Annotated in this window: 21 protein-coding genes and 1 tRNA gene; 9 read left to right on the top strand and 13 right to left on the bottom strand. The window is 72.7% G+C overall.

Going from position 1 to position 22,183, the window contains the following annotated elements:
• Positions 1-19 precede the first annotated feature (19 nt).
• Complete coding sequence (locus ABD340_RS20830; RefSeq protein WP_344590880.1) at positions 20-1,048, bottom strand: ABC transporter substrate-binding protein; 1,029 nt, start codon at positions 1,046-1,048, stop codon at positions 20-22.
• A gap of 102 nt (positions 1,049-1,150) precedes the next feature.
• Between ABD340_RS20830 and ABD340_RS20835 the strand changes: the two genes are divergently transcribed.
• Positions 1,151-2,137 carry a FecCD family ABC transporter permease gene (locus tag ABD340_RS20835; protein ID WP_344590881.1) on the top strand — a complete coding sequence of 329 codons (987 nt, stop codon included), beginning with the start codon at positions 1,151-1,153 and terminating at the stop codon, positions 2,135-2,137.
• A gap of 11 nt (positions 2,138-2,148) precedes the next feature.
• Positions 2,149-3,186, top strand: coding sequence for a FecCD family ABC transporter permease (locus ABD340_RS20840; RefSeq protein ID WP_344590883.1), 1,038 nt, complete (start codon positions 2,149-2,151; stop codon positions 3,184-3,186).
• A gap of 9 nt (positions 3,187-3,195) precedes the next feature.
• Here ABD340_RS20840 and ABD340_RS20845 read toward each other — a convergent pair whose 3' ends face one another.
• The 4 genes from ABD340_RS20845 to ABD340_RS20860 form a co-directional block, all read right to left on the bottom strand.
• Positions 3,196-3,798 (bottom strand): Rv1733c family protein, encoded by a 603-nt coding sequence (locus tag ABD340_RS20845; RefSeq protein WP_344590885.1) that lies wholly within the window; start codon positions 3,796-3,798, stop codon positions 3,196-3,198.
• 197 nt (positions 3,799-3,995) lie between these two features.
• Positions 3,996-5,399, bottom strand: coding sequence for a WS/DGAT/MGAT family O-acyltransferase (locus ABD340_RS20850; RefSeq protein WP_344590887.1), 1,404 nt, complete (start codon positions 5,397-5,399; stop codon positions 3,996-3,998).
• A gap of 127 nt (positions 5,400-5,526) precedes the next feature.
• Positions 5,527-7,053, bottom strand: a complete 1,527-nt coding sequence (locus ABD340_RS20855; RefSeq protein WP_344590888.1) for an MFS transporter — start codon at positions 7,051-7,053, stop codon at positions 5,527-5,529.
• A complete protein-coding gene (locus tag ABD340_RS20860; protein WP_344590889.1) occupies positions 7,050-7,769 on the bottom strand; it encodes an LppX_LprAFG lipoprotein in 720 nt (239 codons plus the stop codon). Before ABD340_RS20860 ends, ABD340_RS20855 begins: the two co-directional genes overlap by 4 nt.
• A 202-nt stretch (positions 7,770-7,971) precedes the next feature.
• Here ABD340_RS20860 and ABD340_RS20865 point away from each other — a divergent pair.
• Positions 7,972-8,045 (top strand) — tRNA-Ile (locus ABD340_RS20865).
• 235 nt (positions 8,046-8,280) lie between these two features.
• Here ABD340_RS20865 and ABD340_RS20870 read toward each other — a convergent pair.
• On the bottom strand, positions 8,281-9,045 hold the full coding sequence (locus tag ABD340_RS20870) for an enoyl-CoA hydratase-related protein (protein ID WP_344590890.1): 765 nt from the start codon (positions 9,043-9,045) through the stop codon (positions 8,281-8,283).
• 120 nt (positions 9,046-9,165) lie between these two features.
• On the opposite strand from ABD340_RS20870, the gene ABD340_RS20875 reads away from it, so the two are divergent.
• From ABD340_RS20875 to ABD340_RS20885, 3 genes are read left to right on the top strand one after another with little or no spacing between them, the layout of a single operon-like run.
• Complete coding sequence (locus ABD340_RS20875; protein ID WP_344590892.1) at positions 9,166-9,762, top strand: TetR/AcrR family transcriptional regulator; 597 nt, start codon at positions 9,166-9,168, stop codon at positions 9,760-9,762.
• A gap of 58 nt (positions 9,763-9,820) precedes the next feature.
• Positions 9,821-10,207 (top strand): DUF7715 family protein, encoded by a 387-nt coding sequence (locus ABD340_RS20880; RefSeq protein ID WP_344590893.1) that lies wholly within the window; start codon positions 9,821-9,823, stop codon positions 10,205-10,207.
• Between the two features lie 14 nt (positions 10,208-10,221).
• A complete protein-coding gene (locus tag ABD340_RS20885; protein ID WP_344590894.1) occupies positions 10,222-10,518 on the top strand; it encodes an MTH1187 family thiamine-binding protein in 297 nt (98 codons plus the stop codon).
• A 7-nt stretch (positions 10,519-10,525) separates the two neighbouring features.
• On the opposite strand, the gene ABD340_RS20890 is transcribed toward ABD340_RS20885, so the two are convergent.
• Positions 10,526-11,269, bottom strand: coding sequence for a neutral zinc metallopeptidase (locus tag ABD340_RS20890; RefSeq protein ID WP_344590895.1), 744 nt, complete (start codon positions 11,267-11,269; stop codon positions 10,526-10,528).
• A gap of 100 nt (positions 11,270-11,369) precedes the next feature.
• A complete protein-coding gene (locus ABD340_RS20895) occupies positions 11,370-11,753 on the bottom strand; it encodes an STAS domain-containing protein (protein ID WP_344590896.1) in 384 nt (127 codons plus the stop codon).
• Positions 11,754-12,224: 471 nt separating this feature from the next.
• On the opposite strand from ABD340_RS20895, the gene ABD340_RS20900 reads away from it, so the two are divergent.
• Positions 12,225-13,559 (top strand): HD-GYP domain-containing protein, encoded by a 1,335-nt coding sequence (locus tag ABD340_RS20900; protein WP_344590897.1) that lies wholly within the window; start codon positions 12,225-12,227, stop codon positions 13,557-13,559.
• Here the strand turns inward: ABD340_RS20900 and ABD340_RS20905 are convergent.
• The 5 genes from ABD340_RS20905 to ABD340_RS20925 all read right to left on the bottom strand — a co-directional run bounded on the left by ABD340_RS20905 (position 13,523) and on the right by ABD340_RS20925 (position 19,523).
• On the bottom strand, positions 13,523-14,842 hold the full coding sequence (locus ABD340_RS20905) for an adenylosuccinate synthetase (RefSeq protein ID WP_344590899.1): 1,320 nt from the start codon (positions 14,840-14,842) through the stop codon (positions 13,523-13,525). The two genes, ABD340_RS20900 and ABD340_RS20905, sit on opposite strands and share 37 nt — an antisense overlap.
• 13 nt (positions 14,843-14,855) lie before the next feature.
• Positions 14,856-15,827, bottom strand: coding sequence for a hypothetical protein (locus ABD340_RS20910; protein WP_344590900.1), 972 nt, complete (start codon positions 15,825-15,827; stop codon positions 14,856-14,858).
• A 10-nt stretch (positions 15,828-15,837) separates the two neighbouring features.
• Positions 15,838-16,902, bottom strand: a complete 1,065-nt coding sequence (locus ABD340_RS20915) for a serine/threonine-protein kinase (RefSeq protein ID WP_344590902.1) — start codon at positions 16,900-16,902, stop codon at positions 15,838-15,840.
• Positions 16,899-17,699, bottom strand: coding sequence for an NUDIX hydrolase (locus tag ABD340_RS20920; protein WP_344590904.1), 801 nt, complete (start codon positions 17,697-17,699; stop codon positions 16,899-16,901). The genes ABD340_RS20915 and ABD340_RS20920 overlap by 4 nt, the downstream gene beginning before the upstream one ends.
• A 114-nt stretch (positions 17,700-17,813) precedes the next feature.
• Positions 17,814-19,523 carry an APC family permease gene (locus ABD340_RS20925; RefSeq protein WP_344590906.1) on the bottom strand — a complete coding sequence of 570 codons (1,710 nt, stop codon included), beginning with the start codon at positions 19,521-19,523 and terminating at the stop codon, positions 17,814-17,816.
• 251 nt (positions 19,524-19,774) lie between these two features.
• Between ABD340_RS20925 and ggt the strand changes: the two genes are divergently transcribed.
• The gene (ggt, locus tag ABD340_RS20930) at positions 19,775-21,670 is read left to right on the top strand and encodes a gamma-glutamyltransferase (RefSeq protein ID WP_344590907.1); all 1,896 of its coding nucleotides are present in this window, start codon (positions 19,775-19,777) and stop codon (positions 21,668-21,670) included.
• Positions 21,671-21,718: 48 nt separating this feature from the next.
• On the top strand, positions 21,719-22,135 hold the full coding sequence (gene cutA / locus ABD340_RS20935) for a divalent-cation tolerance protein CutA (protein WP_344590908.1): 417 nt from the start codon (positions 21,719-21,721) through the stop codon (positions 22,133-22,135).
• Positions 22,136-22,183 lie beyond the last annotated feature (48 nt).

Consider the following 22,183-nt stretch of genomic DNA (forward strand, 5'->3'; position numbering starts at 1 on the left):
GTCTCTCCCTGGGGGCGGGTCAGCCGGCCTTCTTGGCGGACCGGATCGTCTTGGCGAGGTCCTCGAGGATCGGAGCGCATCCCGCGTAGGAGAACCGCGGCTCGGCCTGCCAGGGCACGACCTGGCCCGCCTTCACCGCGGGCAGGTCGCGCCAGGCCGGTTTGCCAGCCAGGTCCTTGGGCTGCAGGGCCTGGGTCCGGCTGTCCAGGATGATCACGTCGGCCGGGTACTTTCCGGCGTTCTCCCAGCTCAGCTCCTCGAAATAACCGTCCTTGCTGATCTTGTTCGGGACGATCAGCGGGACGCCCAGCTCCTTGAAGTAGATCAGGTCGGTGTTCTTGGCCGGATTGGAGGCGTAGAAGAGGTCGGGGCTGCCGGAGGCGGCCAGCACCTTGATCCCGCGTCCGGCGGCCTCCGTGGCGGCGGCGCGCAGCGTCTCAGCGGCCTTCTCGAACCGGGCCTTGGCCTGGACGGCCTTGGGCGCGTTCAGGTCGGCGCCGAGCGAGGCCGCAAGCGCGGCGTACCGCTCGACCGGCTTGGGCAGCGCGACCGCGCCGGTCGAGACGCCCAGCCCGGGCGCCAGCGCGAAGATCTTGTCCTTGCTCTCGGCCGGGACGTAGAACAGCTGCCCTGCCATGAACATGTTGTCGATCAGCAGCTCGGGCCGCAGCCCGGCGTACTTCTCGAGGTTGAACTCGCCGTAGGCGTTGCCGATGACCGTCCGGCCGGCCACCGGGAGGTCTCCGGCCTGCGGGTCGGGGCGGCCGTCCTTGAGTCTTGTGGGCCCGTAGACGCCGACGATCTGCCGGTCGACGCCGTAGTCGTACAGCGCGGCGGCGGCCCCGACGTAGGCGACGATCCGCCGCGGCCGCGCCTTGAGGGAGATCTTCTGGCCGCGGTCGTCGGTCCACGTCCAGCCGCCGGCGCCGCCGGACGGCTCCGATCCGCCGTCGCCGCCGCAGGCGCCGAGGAAGGTGCCGAGTGCGGCGGCACCGCCCGTGGCGAGCACGGCGCGGCGGGAGGGCCGGGGGATCTGGGGGTGCTGCATGGAGCGTTCCGTCCTGCTTGCGATGATGATCGGAATTTAGGTTAACCTAACCTAAGTCATTGTCCAGAGAGCAAGGTCACCCCCCATGGACGGATGGACGGGATGAGAACGACGCGAGCCGCCGGGCTGCTCGCCGCGCTCGCACTCCTGACGCTCGTGCTGCTGCTCAGCCTGGCCGCCGGCGCCCGGCCGCTGGCACCGGGGCAGGTCTGGAACGGCCTGTTCGACGCCGGTTCCGAGAGCCGCACCGTCGTCCACGGGATGCGGCTGCCGCGCACGCTGCTCGGCCTGCTGGCCGGCGCCGCGCTCGGCCTGGCCGGCACCGTGATGCAGGCGCTCACCCGCAACCCGCTCGCCGACCCCGGCATCCTCGGCATCAACGCGGGCGCGGCCGCGGCCGTGGTGTCGGCGATCTCCTTCCTCGGGATCGGATCCGTCACCGGGTACGTGTGGTTCGCGTTCGCCGGGGCCGGCGCGGTGGCGGTGCTGCTGTACGCGGTCGGCGGCGGCCGCACCGCGACCCCCGCCCGGCTCGCGCTGGCCGGCGCCGCCCTCAACGCCGCGCTCTACTCCTACGTCAACGCTGTGCAGCTGCTCGACACCGCGTCCCTGGACCGGATGCGGTTCTGGACGGTCGGCTCGCTGGCCGCCGCGCAGCCGGGCACCGTCGCCCGGGTCGCGCCGTTCATCGCCGCCGGGACGGTCCTCGCGCTCGCCCTGGCCCGGCCGCTGAACGCCCTGGCCATGGGCGAGGACACCGCCCGCGCGCTGGGCGCCGGGCCGGCCCGCGCCAGGGCCGCCGCGATCGTCGCGGTGACGCTGCTGTGCGGGGCCGCGACCGCCGCGTGCGGCCCGGTCGTGTTCGTCGGGCTGATGGTCCCGCACCTGGTCCGCGCCCTCACCGGGCCGGATCTGCGCTGGGTGCTGCCGTACTCGGCGGTGCTGGCGCCCGCCCTGATGCTCGCCGCCGACGTGCTCGGCCGGGTCGCCGCCCGCCCCGCGGAGATCCAGGTGGGCGTGGTCACGGTGGTCCTGGGCGGGCCGCTGTTCCTGTCGCTGGTCCGGAGGCGCCGGGTGGCCGCAGCATGAGCAGATACGGCATGAGCATGCCGACGGTCCGCGGCCCCGGCGGGCTCTCACTGCGGTTCGCGCCGCGCGCCGTGGCGGTCACCGCCGGCTGCGCGCTGGCGGCGCTCGCGGTGAGCGTGCTGCTCATCGGCTCCGGCGACTACCCGATGGGCCCCGGCGCGGTGCTGGCCGCGCTGCTGGGCGACGGCGACCCGGCGCAGCGGTTCATCGTGCACGAACTGCGGCTGCCCAGGGTGGCGACCGCGCTGGCCACCGGCGCCGCGCTGGGCCTGGCCGGAGCGATCTTCCAGTCGCTGGCGCGCAACCCGCTGGGCAGCCCCGACATCCTCGGTTTCACCCAGGGCGCCTCCACCGGCGTGCTCACCGCGATCGTGCTGTTCGGCGGGGGCGGCGCGGCGGTCGCCTCCGGCGCGGTCGCCGGCGGCGCGGCCACCGGGCTGGCGATCTACGCGCTGGCCGGACGGCACGGCGCGCACGGCGCCCGGCTGGTGCTGATCGGCATCGGCGTCGCCGCCATCCTCACCGGCGTGAACGGCTACCTGATCACGCAGGCGCGGATCACCGACGCGGCCCGCGCCGTGCTGTGGCTCACCGGCAGCCTGGACGGCCGCGACTGGGACGAGGCGGCCCCGCTGCTGGCGGTGCTGGCCGTGCTGGTCCCGGTGGTGCTGGCCGGGTGCGCCCGGCAGCTGCGGTTGCTGGAGATGGGCGACGACGCCGCGCACGCGCTGGGCGTCCCGATCACCCGGATCCGGCTGACGCTGCTGGCCGCCGCCGTGCTGCTGGCCGCGTTCGCCGCGGCGGCGGCCGGGCCGGTGGCGTTCGTCGCGCTGACCGCGCCGCGGCTGGCCCGGATCCTGACCCGCGCCCCGGGGCCCAACCTGGTGCCGTCGCTGTGCATGGGCGCGACGCTCATGGTCGCCGCCGACTTCACCGGGCAGCGGCTCTTCCCGGGCCACCAGCTCCCGGTCGGTGTGGTGACCGGCCTGCTCGGCGGCGCCTACCTGGTCTGGCTGCTGTCCGTAGAGCGCCGCACCGGCCGAATCTGACCCGGAGCGTCAGAACGGGCGGTGGCGGCGGCGCTGGGCGTCCATCCGGGCCCAGGCGGCGTCCCACATCTCGTCCCGGCGGCGGTCGCACTGGTAGCGGACCAGCAGGTAGGCGCCCAGGAACGGCAGCCCGGCGGCGATCGCCGCCGCGCCGCCGGCGTACACCGCGTCGGTCACCGTGCGGCTGTGCGGGCGGGGCCGCACCACCGGATCGCCGGTCCGGTCGACCCAGATCCGCTTCTTGGCCCCGACCTTGGCGTTCTTCCAGCTCGGCAGCGTCCCGGTCCGGGTGGCCTCGCGCCCGGTCGCCCCCGGACGCGGCCACGTCGCCCGCACGGTCTCGTGGACGTACCGGTCACCGGACGTGGTGAGCCCGCCGGTGCTCACCACCGTGGCGACCACCTGCCGCCGTTCGGCGCGCTCGGCCTGCTCGGCGCGGACCCCGGACGCGTTGGCCCAGCCCGCGCACCAGATCCCGACCGGCGGTGCGACCGCCAGCAGGAGGAGCAGCAGCCCGAGCGCGATCCAGCGCTGCCTGCGGTCGACCGGCCGGCGGAGCTCGTTGCGCTCCAGGCCCAGCAGGCTGCGCAGCCGGCGCCGGGAGCGGGGCATGCCGTGATCCCGCGGGCGGCCGGGCCCGCGCGGCGTGCCTCCGTCTCCGATACCAGGGTCGCCCATCGCGGTCACCTCCCCGGGGAGCGCGGTCCCGGTAAGAGGCCATAGCCATCTCTTTCCAGGATATTCCCCAGTCCGATGATCGGCACAGCCCGGACCGGGTTTCGGCGCCCATCGGTCCCAATTCGGACCCCCTATTCGGACATGGAACCGGCCCGCGCCGGCGACCGCAGTTCGTCGATCCCGCCCCGCACCCCCTTGGCGAGGATCTCCAGATCCGGCATCGCCTCGAAGTCGCCGGTGATCCCGAAGTGCAGCCGGCCGCAGTACGACACGATCGCGGTCGCCACCCGGATCCCGCCCGTCAGCGGCACGTACGGATGCACCGCCAGCACCCGGCGCCCCATCACGTACAGCGGGAACCCCGGCCCCGGCACGTTGGTCGTCACCGTCTGCACCAGGTCCTGGCGCAGCCGCACCGGGGCGCGGGCCACCAGCGACAGCAGCGCGGGCGCCGCCGCCGCGTCTGTCAGCCGGGTCAGCGTCCGCGTGCCCGCCGCCTGGTTGCTGCGCTTGACGTCGTCGGTCTGCTCGCGGATCAGCCGCAGCCGCTCCAGCGGATCGGCCACGCCCGCGGGCAGGTTCACGAACACCGCCGCGACCCGGTTGTTCAGCTCGCCGCGCTCGCCGTCCGCGCGCACCGACACCGGCACCGCCGACCGCACGACGGTGCCCTCGGTCAGCACGCCGCGGGCGTTCAGCAGATCGCGGTAGCCCGCGGTCACGGCGGCCAGCACCACGTCGTTCACCGTGCCGCCCGCGGACGCCCGGATCTCCTTGACCTCCTCCAGCGCCACTCGCTGCCAGCACCAGCGCCGGTGCGGCCCGATCGGGCCGTTCAACGACCCCGCGGACGGGCGGGTGAAGCGGGCGGTGGCCCGGGCCAGGCCGAGCGCGAACGTGCTGAGCTGCCGGGCGTTGCGCACCAGCCCCGCGCCGCGCGCGAGGCCGCCGAGCCGCTGGACGGGCCTGAACGTGCCCTGGCGCGCCGCGTCCAGCAGCAGGTCGGCGGACGACGGCGCCGGCTCGGGCTCCCAGTCGCGCCGCCGGCCGTCCCCGGGCCCGGCGGGCGCCTCGTACTCGGGGCCCAGGTCGAACATCACCGTCATCAGGTCCATGCCGGCGACCCCGTCCACCATGCAGTGGTGGACCTTGGCGATCAGCGCCCACCGGCCTCCGGCCAGCCCCTCGACCAGCCACACCTCCCACAGCGGCTTGCCCGGGTCCAGGCGCCGCGCCAGCACCCGCCCGGCCAGGTCGCGCAACTGCCGGTCGGTGCCGGGGGAGGGGAGCGCCGCGTGCCGCACATGGTGCCGGACGTCGAAGTGCGGATCGTCCACCCAGACGGGACGGCCCAGGTGCAGCGGCACGGAGCGGACCCGCTGGCGGTAGCGCGGCACGAGATCGAGCCTGCCGTCGAACTGCCGGATCACCTCCCCGTACGAAGGGGGCGGCCCCTCGAACACGATGAGCGAGGCCACGTGCAGGGGGGTGCTCTCGTTCTCCAAAAGGTAGAAGCTGGCGTCCAGTCCGCTCATCCGATGCACGGCCTCACCGTCTTTCTCCGCGGGGTCGGAGTGTTCAGCGAAACACCGCCGCGCCTACTCTGACAACACCCTTGACCAGCAGTTGACAAATGGATGAATTCGGTCAGAGTGGGAGCAATCAGCCGCCGACGGCCTCCCGTGCGGGCGCGGGAGGCGCGTCGTCCTCGTCACGGTCCCGCACGACCGCGGCCAGAGCCAGCACCGCGCCCACCGCGCACAGCCCCGCCGTGATCCAGAAGATCTCCCGGTACTCGGTCCGCAGCGCGTCCTCCACGGCCGCGCGGTAGACGGCCAGCCGCCGCGCGAACTCGTCCGCCGCCATCAGGAACGGCAGCGGCGGCCGCAGATCCGCCGTCAGCGCGTGGAAACGGTAGAAACCCCACGCGGACAGCGCCGAGATGCCCAGCAGCATCCCCAGCATCCGCGCCACCACCACCGCCGCGGACGCCACCCCGTGCCGCGCCGCCGGAACGGCGCCCAGCACCGCCGACGACACCGGCGCGATCACCAGCCCCAGACCCAGCCCGGCCACCGCCAGATCGACGTCCATCCGGGGCAGCGGACCGTACCCGGCCGCCTCCGGATCCGCCGGCCAGCCCGCGATCATCAGGTAGCCCGCCGCCGCGACCGCCATCCCCGCCGCCATCGGCCACCGCTCGCCCACCCGCCGCGCCAGCAGCCCGCCCAGCACCGCCGCGACCGGCAGCGCCACCAGGAACCGGGTCAGCAGCAGCGCGCCCTCAAGCGGATCCTTGCCCAGCAGCGTCTCCGCCACCAGCACCACGTCCACCAGCGTGACCATCAGCGCCGCACCCGACAGGAAGCTCACGCCCAGCGTCGCCAGCAGCGGGCCCCGCCGCACACCGGACAGATCGAACAGCCTCGTGCGCGCCCTGACCTCCCACAGCACGAACGCCACCAGCACAGCGCACCCGGCCGCCACCACCGGCGACCCCCACGGCGGCAGCGCCGACTCATCGGGCTCAGGGTTGTACAGACCGCCCACCAGCAGGCCGAGGCCGACCGCCAGCAGCAGCCCCCCGGCCACGTCCACCTTCGTACTGCCGCCCGCCGCAGGACGACCGGCCGGGACGGACACCTGCACCGCGACCATCGCCAGCGCCGTCAACGGCAGGTTCACCCAGAAGATCACCCGCCAGTCGTCCGTCAACGCCACCACACCGGCCCCGTACAGCGGCCCCAGCACCGCGCCCAACTCCTGCGCCCCGCCCACCGCGCCCAGCACCACCGCACGCCGCCGCTCGTCCCACAGATCCCCGGCCAGCGCCATCGTCACCGGCAGCAGCGCACCGCCCGCCACCCCCTGCACGACCCTGCCCGCCGCCAGCAACGGCACCCCGTCCGCCAGCGCCGTCACCACCGACCCCACCGCGAAGAACACCAGGCACCACTGCAGGAGCACCCGCCGGCCGAACCGGTCCGACAACTGCCCCAGCAACGGCATCGCCGCCACGTACCCCAGCAGGAACCCGGTCAGCACCGGAGTCACCCGCTCCAGCCGGTTGATCGGAATCCGCAGATCCTCGACCACCGACACCAGGACCGTGGACACGACATAGGCGTCCAGCGCGGCCAGCAGCACCACCGCGCCGCCCGCGCCGATCGCGACGCGGCGCCGGCTCACGCCGGAGCTTTGATCTTGTACGACGCGTTGAACTCGGTGAAGGTGATGACCACCGAGCCCTTGTCACCGCCCTCGGCCGCCGGCGGGATCTCCCCGCGCACCTTCAGCAGCCGGTGATCGGCCGCGCTCACCCACACCTGGCCGCGCACATCCGTCCCGATCCCCGGGATCAGCCCGCCGATCGCCGCGCTCGGCAGCACCACGCCCACCCGGTAGGCGTCCTTGCCCCCGACCTTCTCCGTGGCCTCCGCCGTCGGCCGCGTCACCGACGTCAGCATCTTCGCGATCCCCCGCTGCGGATCCAGCACCGCCGACGGATCGTACAAGGCCGCCGCCATCGTCTTCGGCACCTGCCGCCACCCGCCGGTGACCGCCTTGATGTAGAAGCTGTCGCCCACCGCGACCACCTGCATCTCCACCGACTGGCCCGACTGCTCGACCGTGATCGTCCCGTCGGCGTCACCGCTGCGCAGCAGCTTCAGATCACCGCCCCGCACCATGATCGGCGGCTTGCCCTCCGTCGTCAGCGTGAACGCGACGCTCTTCAGATCCGCCATCGCCGCCGACGACCGCTGGAGCGTCCCCGCCGCATCGAACCGCGGCTTCGCCGCGGCCCCACCGCCACCGTCGCCCTCGCAAGCGGCCAGGACGGTGCTCAACGCGAAGAGGCACAGCACCGGAAACAGCAGCACAAGTCGACCGCGCACACTGGACATAGGCGGGACCCTACAGACCCCCACAGGCCCCGTCACTCAGTACCGAGTATGATTCAGCGCCCGCCCGCTCCCACCTGCGGCCGACCCCATCCGGAACCGGCCACCCGCCGCATTTTCCAGTGGCCCCCGGGCGAACGGCGCCGCTAGGATGATGCCCGGCGCGCCACGGATCCTCCCATTGCGATCAACGGCCCGCACGCACGGGGCGGTAGCTCAGCTGGTTAGAGCAGGAGACTCATAATCTCTTGGCCGCGGGTTCGAGTCCCGCCCGCCCTACTCTTGATCATTGTGGAGGGGCTGTGTCTACCTGGGGGGCCACCCCCCAGACCCCCAGGCGGGGCGAACGGCCCCTTCCACCCGCTAGCGCTCCCTCCAGGGTCCGCCCACCCCGGCAGGGGACCAGCCCCCTGCAACCCCCGGCAGGGGCTCCGCCCCCACACCCCCTTGGGGCTCCGCCCCCACACCCCCTTGGGGCTCCGCCCCTTGCCCCGGATGGGGTGAACCCAGTGCCTCAGGCGGGCCAGTCGGGGGTTCGCTTCTCCAGGAAGGCGGCCATTCCCTCCTGGGCCTCCGGGGTCTGGCTGGAGGCGGCCATCACCTCGACGGCGTAGGTGTAGGCGTCCTGCTCGGGACGGTCGAGCTGGGCGTACAGGGCCTGCTTTCCCAGGGCCTTGCTGCGGGCGCTGCCGCGGGTCGCGCGTTCCAGCAAGCCGATCGTGGCCTTGTCCAGTTCCTCGTCCGGCACCGCGTAGTTGATCAGGCCCCATTCGGCGGCCGTGCGGGCGTCGACGACGTCACCGGTCAGCGCCATCTCCACGGCGCGCTTGCGGCCCACGTTGCGGGCGACCGGCACCATCGGGGTGTGGCAGAACCAGCCGCCCTTCCCGCCAGGGGCGGCGAAGCCCGCGCTCTCCGCGGCGACGGCCAGATCGCAGCTCGCCACCAGCTGGCATCCCGCCGCCGTGGCCAGCGCGTGCACCCGTGCCACCACCACCTGCGGGACCGTCTGGATCGTCCGCATGAGATCGGTGCAGGTCCGCAGCAGGGACCGGGCGTCGGCGTGCGAGGCCCCGGCCATGTCGGCGAAGTCGTGGCCGGCGGAGAACACCGGGCCGTTGGCCGCCAGGACGATCCCGCGGGCGTCGGACGCGCCCGCCTCGCGGAAGGCCTCGGCCAGCGCGAGGAGGAACTCCCGGGAGAGCGCGTTGCGGCGCCGCGGGCGGTTCATCGTGATCGTTGTGAAGGCGCCGTCGCGCTCGACGAGAACATCACTCATAATGTGACGCTACGTCAACATGGCTTCTCCCGCACTAGTGGTCCCGGGGTGCCTAGGCTGGGGGAACCGGGCATAGTCCGAGCATGACGGAAGGGCGTGTGACCGCACGTGGTGGAGTCCATGGCCGGCGGGAAGCTGCGCGGGGGCCGGCACGGCCTGCCGCGCTCCGTCGTACGGGGCAATCAGCGGCGCCGGATTCTCGGCGGGGTCGTGAGCGCCGCGGGGGAACTCGGCTACACACGGATGACGGTGGAGTCGGTCATCGCGCGCGCCCAGGTGTCCAGACGCACCTTCTACGAGCATTTCCGCAACAAGGAGGAGGCCTTCCTCGCCGCCTACGACCGCGTCATGGACGGGGTGCTGAAGCGGATGAGCGTCGCCTGCGAGGCGGCCTCGGCCGGGCGCTTCGAGGCGGGGCTGCGGGCCTTCCTGGAGTCCCTCGCGGCCGACCCGCGCGCCGCCCGGATGTGCGTGGTGGAGGTCCCGGCCGCCGGGCCGGAGGCCATGCGGCGGCAGGACGCGGTGCTGCGCGCGCTCACCGGGCTCCTCGCCGCGGAGATGCGCCGGTCCGCCGGGGCCAGGTCGCCCGACCTCGCCGCCGAGCTGACCGTCAACGCGCTCTACGGCGTGGTGCTCGCCCGGGTCGAGACGGGGCGGGCGGCCGAACTGCCGGACCTGGTGCCCGCGCTGGTTCCGGATCCGGCCGCCTCGCGGTGATGTCGGACCCGCGTCGTACGGTGCTCGTGGTCGATGGATGCGCAAGGGGGGAACGGCTTTGAAGCTGCTCACCGCCACCAACGCCACCCAGGGCTACCGCGGCAACGACTTCGCCTGGTGCGTCGAGGGCGAACTCGTGCACATCGGCGTGGTCTGCCCGCGGGACGAGGGCGACCCCGACGGCGGGTGCGGCTGCGGACGCTCCTTCGCGGGGCTCAACTCGCACCGGGCCACCACCACCGCGATGGTCCGCGAGATCCCCGGGTTCACCGACGACGACTACGTGCTGGCGATCCGCTCCAGCCTGGAGCAGCAGGGCTGCGACGCCTCGTTCGCCGAGCACGAGGCCGCGCTGCTGCGCATCCTGGTCCGCGACTGGCCGGTGGGGGCGATCGTCGAGCGGCGGCTGGATGAGATCGTGGTGCGGCAGGTCGTCCAGCCCTGAAAGAGGTGTGCGCTGTGCTCGTCGCGTTCTCGGTGACCCCGCTCGGCACGGGGGAAGAGGTCGGAGCGGCCGTCGCGGCGGCGGTGCGGGTGGTGCGGGCCAGCGGCCTGCCCAACCGCACCGACGCCATGTTCACCACGATCGAGGGGGAGTGGGACGAGGTGATGGCCGTGGTGAAGGCGGCCACCGAGGCGGTGTCGGCGGTCGCACCGCGGGTCAGCCTGGTGCTGAAGGCCGACCTGCGCCCCGGCGTCACCGACGCCCTGAACGGCAAGGTCGAGAGCGTCGAGCGGCACCTGGCCGGCGGGTAGGACCGGGTCAGGCACCGCCGCCGCGCGCGGCGGCGAAGCACGACTTCACGCCCCCGGTGCGGCCCTTGCTGAAGTTCTCGATGCGCTCGAACGCGTCCCCGTGGTCGCCGGGGTTCGTCCACGGGGTGTCGTCGCCCACGACCTTGAACCCGTCGATGAGCTCCTCGCGGTCGCCCGGCTCGATCCGCAGCGTCCGGTCCTTCTCCGCGGCGCCGTAGAGCGCGGCGCCCGCCAGGCAGTCGGCCTGCAGTTCCTTCTGCCGCGCGACCAGGGAGTTCTTCAGCCGGTTCTGGACGGCGTGCCCCCACTCGTGGGCGATGATCAGGTAGACCCAGGAGTCGCCCTTGGCGTAGCCGGCGCGCATCAGGTTCAGGTCCCAGGCGATGTAGTCCTGCGGGTTGCAGTAGAACGCGTTGTTCTTGGCGGCCGGGCGGCCCGCACAGGTCGGCCCGGAGTTTGGAACGTTCCCGTCGTACCCGCCGCGCACCAGCGGCGCGCGGTAGACGCCGGTGAAGTACTCCGACCAGTGCCGCCGCCAGAAGCCGTCCACGACCTGGCGGGCGATCTGGATGTCGCGCCGCATCGCGGCCTCGTCGACGGCGGGCGTCCGGGGCGCCGCGGGAGACGCGGGCGAGGCGGTCCGCCGGGCGGGGGCGGGGTCGTCGCCGGCGGCGCCGTCGAGCTTGATGGTGCAGGCGCCGCTCGTCAGCAGGGTCGCGCCGATGAGCATGGCGGCAAGGGGGGTGCGCATTGCTGTCGCCTCCGTCGAAGTGCGTTGGAACGGCACTCTGACGTGACAGGCGGCGATACGGTTGCGCGTCCGGCCGTGCACACGATGTGATCACCGCCATTCAGCGGCGCAGCCAGTCCGAGATCTCCTCGTCGGTGGGCGGCAGCAGGCACCACAGCGCCTCCTGCGCCGACGCGCACAGCGGCACCTCCTCGTCCATCCGCAGGATGCGGAACATCTTCTCCGCGAACGGGCGCATCCCCACCAGCGCGATGCCGGTGCCGCACTCCAGGCCGCGCCGGGCGGTCGCCGCCACGATCCGCAGCCCCTCGGCGTCGAAGAAGGAGACTCCGGAGACGTCGATCACGAGGGGCCGGACGGAGACCAGGTCTCGCAGGCGGTCCCGGACCGAGGGCGCCGACAGCAGGTCCATCTCGCCGGAGAGCAGCACGGCGGTGTGCCGTTCGCCCTCCACGACGACCATGTCGACGGCGGTGTCCTTCATCGAAATCCTCCCTGGAGACCCCCGCCTTCAGGCGGGGAGGAAACGGACTCCTGCGGAGCGGATCGTCGTCCGGCATGCATCTGCTCCAAAGGCCGAACCGGTGTGCTGAGCAGAACGATCAACCTGTGAGGATCCCCTGTTTCAACTGGGGGAGAAGTCAAGGTGTCCTCACTCGGGCTCAAGGTGACACAAGGGCATCGCACGAACGCGCCCGCGCGTTCTGGCGCGCGTCCCCTCCGCGTTCGCCCCTCAAGTGAAGCAGGACTTCCCGCCGCCGTCACCGCCGCGCGCGAACGACGCCGGCCCTTTCCCCATCGGGCTTCGCGCGTGATACGCGCGAACGCGGGCCAGCGGATCATCGCGGGCCCGTTCCCGATGCTGTAGGTGACGAATCGCTCACATAGCGCGCACGGTTCCGTTATGGTGACCGGGGAGAGCCGGACGCACCGCCGTCCCCTGCAAGGAGATCGCATGACCGAGCTCCCGCTCGCCGCCCGGGCGTACGTCTGCGGCGTGGTCGCCCTGGCGGCCGGACTGATCGCGACGGCGTCCTACGAGAGCCTGAACTGGACGACCCTCGTCGTGCTGGCCGTGCTGTTCCTGATCTGCGACTCGGCGCCCGCGCGGCTCACCGTCCCGCGGGCGCGGGTCTCGCTGAGCTTCGCGGCGAGCCTGGCGTCGGTGGTGCTGCTCGGCCCGGCGGGCGCGGCGCTGCTGGGGGTGTCCGCGATCGTCACCGGCCAGCGGCTTTCCGCCCCGGTGAAGCGGGTGTTCAACGGCGCCCAGTTCGCGCTGTGCGGTTACTTCGCCGGGGTCGTGTTCGCGCTGCTGGGCGGCGCGGGGGTCGGGCTCGGCCACACCGACTGGGTGGAGCACGTGATCGGGCCGTTCCTCGGCGCGCTGGTCACCTTCGTCTTCGTCAACCTCGCGCTCACCGCCGGCGTGCTGCTGCTGAGCAGGCAGGCCGCGCCGCGCGAACTGGTGCGCGAGAGCGGTCAGCTGGCGTTCGGGTGCCTGGGCTACGGCATGTTCGGCCTGTTGATCGCGGGGTTGTGGTCGCGGGTGGGGATCGGGCCGTTCGCGGCGGTGCTGGTGCTGATGCCGCTGTTCGTGGCGCGCTGGGCCTTCGAGCAGACACGGGCGCAGCAGGAGGCGCACGCGGCGACGCTGGCGGCGCTGTGCCAGGCGGTGGAGACCAAGGACTACTACACCCGCGGTCATTCGGAGCGGGTGTCGCGGGGTTCGGTGATGATCGCCCGGGAGATCGGGATGCGGCCCGACCGGGTGGAGGCGATCCGCTACGCCGGCATGCTGCACGACGTCGGCAAACTCGGCGTGCCCACCAAGGTGCTGCGGAAGTCGGGGTCGCTGACCGAGGAGGAGTTCGCGGCGATCCAGCTGCATCCGATGCGCGGGCTGGAGATCGTCCGGGACATCGGGTTCCTGGACGAGGCGCTGGCCGGGATCATGCACCACCACGAGAAGATCAACGGCCGCGGCTATCCGATGGGACTGGCCGGTGACGAGATCCCCGAGTTCGCCCGGGTGATCTCGGTGGCCGACGCGTTCGACTCGATGACCTCGGCGCGCTCCTACCGCGCCGCCCGCAGCGTGGAGGAGGCGGTCGAAGAGCTGCGCCGCTGTTCGGGCTCCGACTTCGACCCCCAGATGGTCGCGGCGTTCCTGCGCGCCCTCGACGCGCACGGCTGGGAACTGCCCGGCCCCGTCTCCGTTCCCGGCAACGGGGTCGCGGAGGTGGCGCAGCGGGATCATGACGACCCCACCGCACCCATCGAGGTCCGATGACCCTGGTCGACCGCATCGTCGCGGAGATCCCCTACCGGTGGGCGGCATGCCGGACGCTTGTCGTCCGCTGTGGGGCCGTATGAGCGCAAGACCACGGGTGCGTCGAGGGCGTCCTCGATCGCCGTCACCTGGTCGTCCGGTAGAGGCGCGTAGACGGGGCGGACGGTGAGGAGCCGCTCGGTGAGCGCCGCCTGGTGTTCCAAGTCGCCCGCCTGGCCGACGGGGATGCGCTCCATGCCGTCGTAGGCGACGCATAGGCGAAGGTCCCCGCGTGCTTGAGCGACGTCCAGGTGCGTTACCGCCAGCCCGTCGACTCCACCCGCGACCTCGAGCGCGTACCCCAGAGCCACCGCGTCCAGGTGCCCGACCCGAAAGGCGCCTTGCCATCGGCCCGCGCCGTTGTGACGATCCGGCAGATCCGCTGTCAGCACCGGGTCCTCTGTGACGAACGGGCCCGGACCATGGCGCGTGGCATACGACCGTGTCACGCCCAGGCGGAACGCCGACCCCACGCCCGCCTCTTCCAGAAGCGTTTCCGCATTCGCGAACGTGGTCGTGGACCAGGTCGTGTACGGGTGGAAGCCGTGCCACTCGTCCAGGAGCACCCCCTGTGCCCCTTCGAAGACCACGTTGCCCGTACGGAGAAGGTGGTGCAGGTGGTCTCCGTCCACGATGCGGACGTGTTCGGCGAACGCGGTGAAGGCGTCCACGCAGTCGTCAACGGGCGGAACCGCCTCACCGTTGGGAAACTCTTCGCGGTACCAATCGGACAACGCGGTGAGGGCGCGGCGCAGGCGTTCCGGGGAGAGGCAGTCGCCCGCGCGCGGAGCGTCCACATGTGAGAGCGAGTACGCCACGGTCTCGCCTATCCCCATGCCGCACGACCCGTGGCGGGCCGTGCCCCGGGCGGCCTCGCGCGCCCGGTTGGCGGCCCGGTGGTAGGGGGTCGTGAGAAGCGCGCCGCCGTCGACGGTGAGCCGGTCCAGCGCGTCGTCCACTCCGAGGGCCCGGAGGTGGCCGGCCTCGGCGGCCAGGGCCAGCGGGTCGACCAGCATGAACCGCGACAGGTGGGTCCGCACGCCCGGCGTGAACGTCCCGGACCCGAACTGCGCGAACGTGTGGTGCCTCCCGTCCGGCGCCACCACGTTGTGCGCCGCCTGCGCGCCGCCGTTGAAACGGACGACGGCGTGGACCGGCTCCGGCCCCCGAGCGCAGAGCCAGTCCACCACCGTGCCCTTGCCGGCGTCCCCGAACCCGAGGTCGACGACGATCAGGTGTCGCACGCCGCTCCCGCCCTCACAGCCGGGTCGTCGTGGCCGGCGCGGATCCGCCGAGCCCGGGCGGGCCGGGCGAGACCGCCACCGCCGAGCGGGCGGCGTCCAGCCGGGCCAGCGCCCGCGACACCGACGGCCCGGCGTCCGAACCGACCTCGTCCAGGTGGTCCAGCCCCTCATCGAGGTCGATGGCGTCCTCGGCCAGCCCGATCGTGAGCGCGATCGTCTCGCAGACCGCGTTGAGATCGTCCAGGTAGAGCACGTTCTGGCCGAGCAGGTCCTGCCAGAAGTCCCGCAGCCTGCTGCTGCCCGCGTGGTAGGCGCCCTCCGGGATGATGAAGTACACGTCGTAGCGGTGCCGGAGCTCGCGCATCAGCTCCCGCATGGGGATGTCGTCGGGGACCTCGTCGCCGATCACCTTGGCGATCTCGCGGCGCTTGGCGGCCGGGTAGGCCAGCTCATCCCCGATCATGAACAGGTAGCCGCGCTTGCCGCGCCGGTCGAAGCAGTCGATCGCGGTGTGCCGGGACATGAAGTACATCGCCAGCTCGTACGACTCGGTCATCTGGCCGCCGCCCCCGCCCTCCAGCAGGATCTTGCCGAGGTCGTCGTCCATCCGGTTGTCGGCCTCGAACTGGCCGATCTGCAGCGGCGCCCGGTCGCAGGTCGCGTCGCCGACCGCGCCGAACATGATGTGCGGGTGCTCCACGTACCCCTTGCGCAGCAGCAGCCCGAGCAGGTCGGGCAGCTTGCTCTGCAGCCCGCGCGGCACGTTGCGCATGGAGCCGGTGACATCGAACAGCACCGCGATGGCCAGCGACTCGGGGTGGTCGTCGGAGTCGCGGCTCTCCCGCACGGTCACCCCCATCGGGTCCAGGTCGGGGTGGGCTGTGGTGGCGCCGCCGTCGCTGTGGGCGAAGGCGCTGGCGCCGGTACTGGCGCGGTACGAACGCGCCGCGTCGTAGACGTCGGTGGACCAGTGTCCGCTTCCCATTGGGACGCTCCTATCTAGGGAGGGTGGGCATAGAGAACGGGCGGAAACGGCGGGGGCCGTACAGGCGTTGCAGGAGTTCGTCGAACTCGGCCAGCAGCCGCCAGGCGTCGTCAGGACGGCGTCGCTGCGAGCTGAGCAGGCAGCCTTGGGCGAACGACCGCATGGGCTTGGGCGCCTTGTCGCCCATCAGATGGGTCATGCATCGGGTGGCCATGTAGATGTCGGTGGCCGCGCTCGCCCGCTCCCTGGCCGGAACCTCCGGCGGGTACCAGTCGGCGTAGCGGTTCACCAGTGCGGGCACGCGCCCGCTGGGGTCGGTCGCGGCGTAGCAGCCGGGGACGGAGTAGCACCAGTCGACCAGCACCAGACCGTGGTCTCCGGGGTGGATGAGGACGTGTTCGGGCAGCACCGCCCCGTGCAGCACCCCGGCGCGGTGGGCGAAACCCAGGGCGACCAGAACGCGCCGCCACATCCACGCCGCGTCGCGCGGGTCCAGGCCGTCCGGGTAGGCGGCGCGGACCTCGGCGAGACTGTGGAAGCCGTCCAGGAGGGTGATCGCGTTGGCCCGCCGCTCCGTCCCGGTGTCGGCGTCCCGGTGCCGGAACGATTCGACGAGGTGCGGCACGTACGGCAGGAACCGCCGCTGCCCGTCCTTGGGGAGCTGGCGCAGCGCCACCGCCTCGCGTTCGAGCAGATCGCCGTCGCCGGGATTGCGCGGCAGCTTGATCAGCGCGCGGTGCGTCCGGGACGCGTCGCGCCGTGCCTCCATTCGATCGGAGTAGCCGGCGTCGTAGAGGTCGGCCAGGTCGCCGCCGGTCCGCTTGCCGGCCAGCCGGTAGGTCCGGTGCCGGGTGGTGATCGTGATCGGGCCGGTGTCCGGCCGGTTGTAGCCGCGCCACAGCGCGTTCAGCCGGACGAAGTCGTCGCCGGTCCGGCCGCCGGTGGCGTCTGGGTGGACGAGCCGGGCGAGGTGTCGGTAGGTCCGGGCGGCCTCCCCGGTGTCGGGACCGAACAGGTCGGCGGGAGTACGGGCGCGCCGCAACCGGGCCAGCGCCTCGTCCAGCGGGACGGTCATCTGATCTCCTCCTCCCGGCTCGGCCGGAGCAGCGCGGGGTGCAGCAGGCGCGCGTCCCCGGCGCGGTAGAGCTTGGGCCGGGGGCCGCCCTTGCGGCCGCCCCTGTCGGAGGTGGTGCCGGTGCTCTCCACGAACCCCGGGACCGACAGCACCTTCCGGTGGAAGTTGCCGGCGTGCAGCTCCTCGCCCCAGACGGCCTCGTACACGGCCCGCAGTTCGGGCACGGTGAACTCGGGAGCGCAGAAGGCCGTGGCCAGAGGCGTGTACTCGAGCTTTCCGCGAGCGCGCTCCAGGCCGTCGACGAGGATCTGCGCGTGGTCGAACGCGAGCCTGCGCGTGGTGCCCGGGGCCTGGTCGCCCCCGTCGGTGAGGCCGAGCCGGCCGACCGGCACCCAGGCCGCGTCGGCGGCGTCCCCGCCCGCCTTCGGGTCGGGCAGCTCGGGAGCGAAGGCCAGGTAGGCGACGGAGATGACGCGCATGCGCGGGTCGCGGCCGGGTGTGCCGTACGTGCCGAGCTGTTCGAGATGGATGCGTTCGAGCTGGCCCTGCTCGGCGTTGAGCCCGGTCTCCTCCGCCAGTTCCCGGACGGCCGCGTCGGGCAGGTCCTCGGCATCGCGCACGCCCCGGACGAAGCCGCCGGGCAGCGCCCACATCCCGGCGTAGGGCGGGTTGCCGCGCCGGACCAGCAGCACGTGCAGCGCGCCGTCCCGGATCGTGAGCGCGACGACGTCGACTGTGACCGAGACCGGGTCGTAGTCGCGGGGATCGTAGCCGGCCGGGCGCTCGCTCTCGCTCATCGTCGCTCTCCATCTGAGTAAGTCTCAGTATGAGTTCATCTCGTTATGAGAAGAACATAGGCGATGCCGGACGTGCCGTCCAGAGCTTTTCTCAGAAGGTGATGTTCGCCCGGTTCAGCGGCGGTGCCGACCGCCACCCGGGTAGGGCGGGTCCTGGCGCGGTGGTGGTTCGGGGCGCCCGTACCGCGGGGCTTGTGGACGCGGCCGGCCCTGCGGGCTCGGTTGCCGCGTCTGTACCGGCGGTTGAGCGGGCCATGGGGCCAGCCCCGCCAGGTCGGGCGGCGGCGCGGCCATCGGGGCGGCCACCGGGCGCCGCGGCGGCGGCCTGTCCAGCAGCCGCCGCATCTCGCTGCTGCGCCGCCCGTACAGCAGGTACAGCACCAGCCCGGCCACCATCCAGACCGTGAAGTAGCCCCAGGTCTGCACCTTGAGGTTGAGCATCAGCCACCCGGTCGCCAGGATCGCCAGCACCGCCGTCAGCGGCGCCGCCGGCATCCGGAACGGGCGGTGCAGGTCGGGCTGGTCGCGGCGCAGCGCCAGCACCGCCGCGCAGACGAACAGGAACGCGAACAGCGTCCCGATCACGACCATCTGCTCCAGCGTCAGCACGTCGATGGTCTGCGACATCGCCACCGCCGCACCGCCGGTCGCCAGCGTCGCCCGGGACGGCACCCGGTAGCGGCTCATCCCCGCCAGCCCGCGCGGCAGCAGCCCGTCCCGGGACATCGAGAACACCACCCGGGTCAGGCTGATCAGCACCACCAGGATCACCGTGGTCAGCGCGATCACCGCGCCGATGTCGATGATCGTGCCCATGGAGCCGGCGCCGACCATGGTGAACGGAGTGGTCAGCACCACCTTGTCCGGATCGAGCCGGCGGTACGACACCATCCCGACCATGGTCACCGCCACGCCCACGTACAGCACCACCGCCACGAGCAGGCTGGTCAGCATGCCGCGCGGCACCTTGCGGGGGGCGTCGTCGGTCTCCTCCGCGGCGGTGGCGATCAGGTCGAACCCGATGTAGGCGAACGCGATCGCGGGCGCGGCCGCGAGGATCCCCCAGACCCCGAACACCTGCGGGGAGCCGCCGGTGACCGCACCGGTCAGTGCGTCCAGCACGCTCTGGCCGCCGCCGTCCCCGGCGGGCCGGGCGGGCGGCACGAACGGTTCGAGGTTGCCCGGGTCGAAGTAGGCCAGCCCCACCCCGATGACCAGGCCGATCACGATCAGCTTGGCCATCACCATGAACCAGAGCGTGCGCAGCCCGAGCCGGCTCCCGGTCGCCAGCAGCACGACGAGGAGCAGCAGGATGCCCAGGGCGAACACGTCGAAGCCCTTGGGCTGCCCGATGACGCCGGCGAGCCAGTCCGGCACCGGGACGTGGAGGTCGGACAGGGCCTGCGCCGCGTACAGCGACCAGGCGCGAGCCACCACCGAGGCGGCCAGCAGCAGTTCCAGGATCAGCGACCAGCCGACCACCCACGCCCAGACCTCGCCGAAGGCCACGTAGCTGAAGGAGTAGGCGCTGCCCGCGACCGGGACGATCGACGACAGCTCGGCGTAGGCGAGCGCCGCCAGCAGGCAGACCCCGCCGGCGATGAGGAAGGACAGGATCACGGCGGGGCCGGCGTTGGTGGCGGCCTGCACCCCGGAGATCTTGAAGATCCCTGCGCCGATCATGACGCCGAGGCCGAGCACCACCAGGTCGCGGGTGCGGTAGACCACGCGCAGCCGGTGACGCCCCCCGTAGAGCTGCCCGGTCGCCTGCTCGACGGGCATTCTGCGGAACATGGTGTTGCGCATGCGGCCATCCCAGGTCATAGGTGCTCCCCAATGCCTGAACCCGCGCCGCTGTTCGCGAGACAGTGGATATGTCTAAGCCCCTAACACTTCACCATGTTTCGGTAAAACCGCAATCATTTGGTCTTGATCATTTCCCAGGTCGGGCTATGGATCATGGGGCGCGGAAGGAGGGAAGGGGGATCCGCGCGGGCGTCCAGGGGCGGCCGGGACGCTGGCGCCCCGGAGAGATCGATGAAACCTTGGTGCCGCTGAGCTCCTTGGGAGGTCCCGTGCCGTTGACCGCGCTCGCCACCGCCGCGTCCGTTCCCTCGCCCCGCCGCAGGCGCTCCGCCCTCCTGCTCGTGCCGGCGCTCGCGGCGACCCTGGCCGTTCCCGGCCACGCGTCCGCCGCCCCGGCGGGGCCGCCGGCGCCCGTGCCCGCGCCCGCACCGGCACCGGCGCCGGGCAAGCAGGCGGTGGCCACCGGGTACGGCGGCGCCGTCGCCACGGTCGACCGCGACGCCAGCCGCACCGCCATCGAGGTGCTCAAGAAGGGCGGCAACGCGATGGACGCGGCCGTCGCCGCCGGCGCCACCCTCGGCGTGACCGAGCCGTACGTCGCCGCCCTCGGCGGTGGCGGCTACATGACCTACTACGACGCCGAGCGCCGCAAGGTGCACACCGTCGACGGCCGCGAGACCGCGCCCAAGACCATGCGGGAGGACTCCTTCGTCGACCCGGCCACCGGCCGGGCCATCCCGTTCGACCAGGCGGTCACCAGCGGGCTGAGCGTCGGCGTCCCCGGCACCGTGGCCCAGTGGGACACCGCGCTGCGCCGCTTCGGCACCCGCGACCTCGGCACGCTGCTCAAACCCGCGATCCGGGTGGCCGAGCGCGGCTTCGTCGTCGACCAGGAGTTCCACGACCAGACCGCGACCAACGAGGCCCGCTTCCGCGACATCGTCCCGACCGGGCAGCTGTTCCTGCCCGGCGGCGAGCCGCCCGCCGTCGGATCCACGTTCCGCAACCCCGACCTGGCGCGCACCTACCGCGAGCTGGCCCGGCGCGGCCCCGGCTGGATGTACCACGGCGCGCTCGGCCGCGAGATCGTCCGCACCGTGCGGAAGCCGCCCGTCGACCCCGGGGCCACCCGCAACGTGCGTCCGGGCCTCATGCAGGACGGCGACCTCGGCGCGTTCCGGTCCCGGACGCCCGAGCCGACCCGCGCCTCGTACCGTGGCCTGGACGTCTACGGGATGCCGCCGTCCTCCTCGGGCGGCTCCACCGTCGGCGAGGCCCTCAACATCCTCAACAACTTCCGGCTGGACTCCAAGGACCCGGTCAAGGCCCTCCACTACTACCTGGAGGCGTCCAAGCTCGCCTACGCCGACCGCGGCCGGTACATCGGCGACCCCGACAAGGTGGACGTGCCCCTGAAGGAGTTGCTCTCCAAGGACTTCGCGCGCGAGCGGGCCTGCCTGATCAAGCCCGGCCAGGCCGCGACCGCCCCGGTCGCGCCCGGCTCGCCGGACGGCGACTACGCGCCGTGCGTCCCGCCGGGCGGCACCGCCCGCGCCCTCACCTACGAGGGGCCGCAGACCACGCACCTCGTCGTCGCCGACCGGTGGGGCAACGTCGTGGCCTACAACGTCACCATCGAGCAGTTCGGCGGCAGCGGGATCACCGTTCCGGGGCGCGGATTCCTCCTCAACAACGAACTGACCGACTTCACGCTCCAGCCGCCCGCGCCCGGGAGCCCGGCCGACCCGAACCTGCCCGGCCCCGGTAAGCGGCCCCGCAGCAGCATGGCTCCGACGATCGTCCTGGAGGACGGCCGGCCGCGGCTCGCCCTCGGCACCCCGGGCGGCTCCACGATCATCACCACCGTGCTGCAGATCCTGCTCAACCGGATCGACCTCGGCATGGACCTGCCCGCCGCCCTGGCCGCGCCGCGCGCCACCCAGCGCAACACCCCGCAGGTGTTCGCCGAGCAGGCGTTCATCGACCGGTACGGCGCGGCGCTGGCCGACCGGGGGCACCTGCTCGCGCCGTTCCCCGGCCCGCCGGCCGGCGTGATCGGCGCCGCGACCGGGCTGGAGTTCCTGCGCCCGGGGGTGGTGCAGGCGGTGGCCGAGCCGGTGCGGCGCGGCGGCGGCAGTGCCCTGGTCGTCCGTCCGGCGGAGTAGCCGCGGCGGCACGACTACGATCCGTTTCATGGGGGAAGGAGTCGTGCCATGGCCCCGGCGTACGTACAGGTGACGACGACGACCGATTCGCGCCCGGAGGCCGCCGAGCTGGCCCGGTCGGCCGTCGCCGAACGGCTCGCTGCCTGCGCCCAGCTGGTCGGGCCCATCGCCAGCACCTACTGGTGGGAGGGCGAGATCGAGTCCGCCGAGGAGTGGATGGTGGTGTTCAAGACCACCGGGGCCCGGTTCGACGAGCTGGCCAGCCTGATCATCGAGGGCCACTCCTACGACAGCCCTGAGATCATCGCGACCCCGGTGGTCGCGGGCAGCATGGACTACCTGGCCTGGGTCAGCGAGCAGACCGAGCCCGCCGAGGACGACGAGGACGACGAGGACGACGAGGACGAGGACGACGAGGCCGATCTCGGCGGCGACCTGGACGACGACTCCGTCCCGGTGGACTGAGCTGTGTTTATTGCAATCCCGGCCCAGGCTGCTCGCCTGGCGGCTCGC

The sequence above is a fragment of the Actinomadura vinacea genome, from assembly GCF_039532545.1.
Taxonomy (GTDB): domain Bacteria; phylum Actinomycetota; class Actinomycetes; order Streptosporangiales; family Streptosporangiaceae; genus Spirillospora; species Spirillospora vinacea.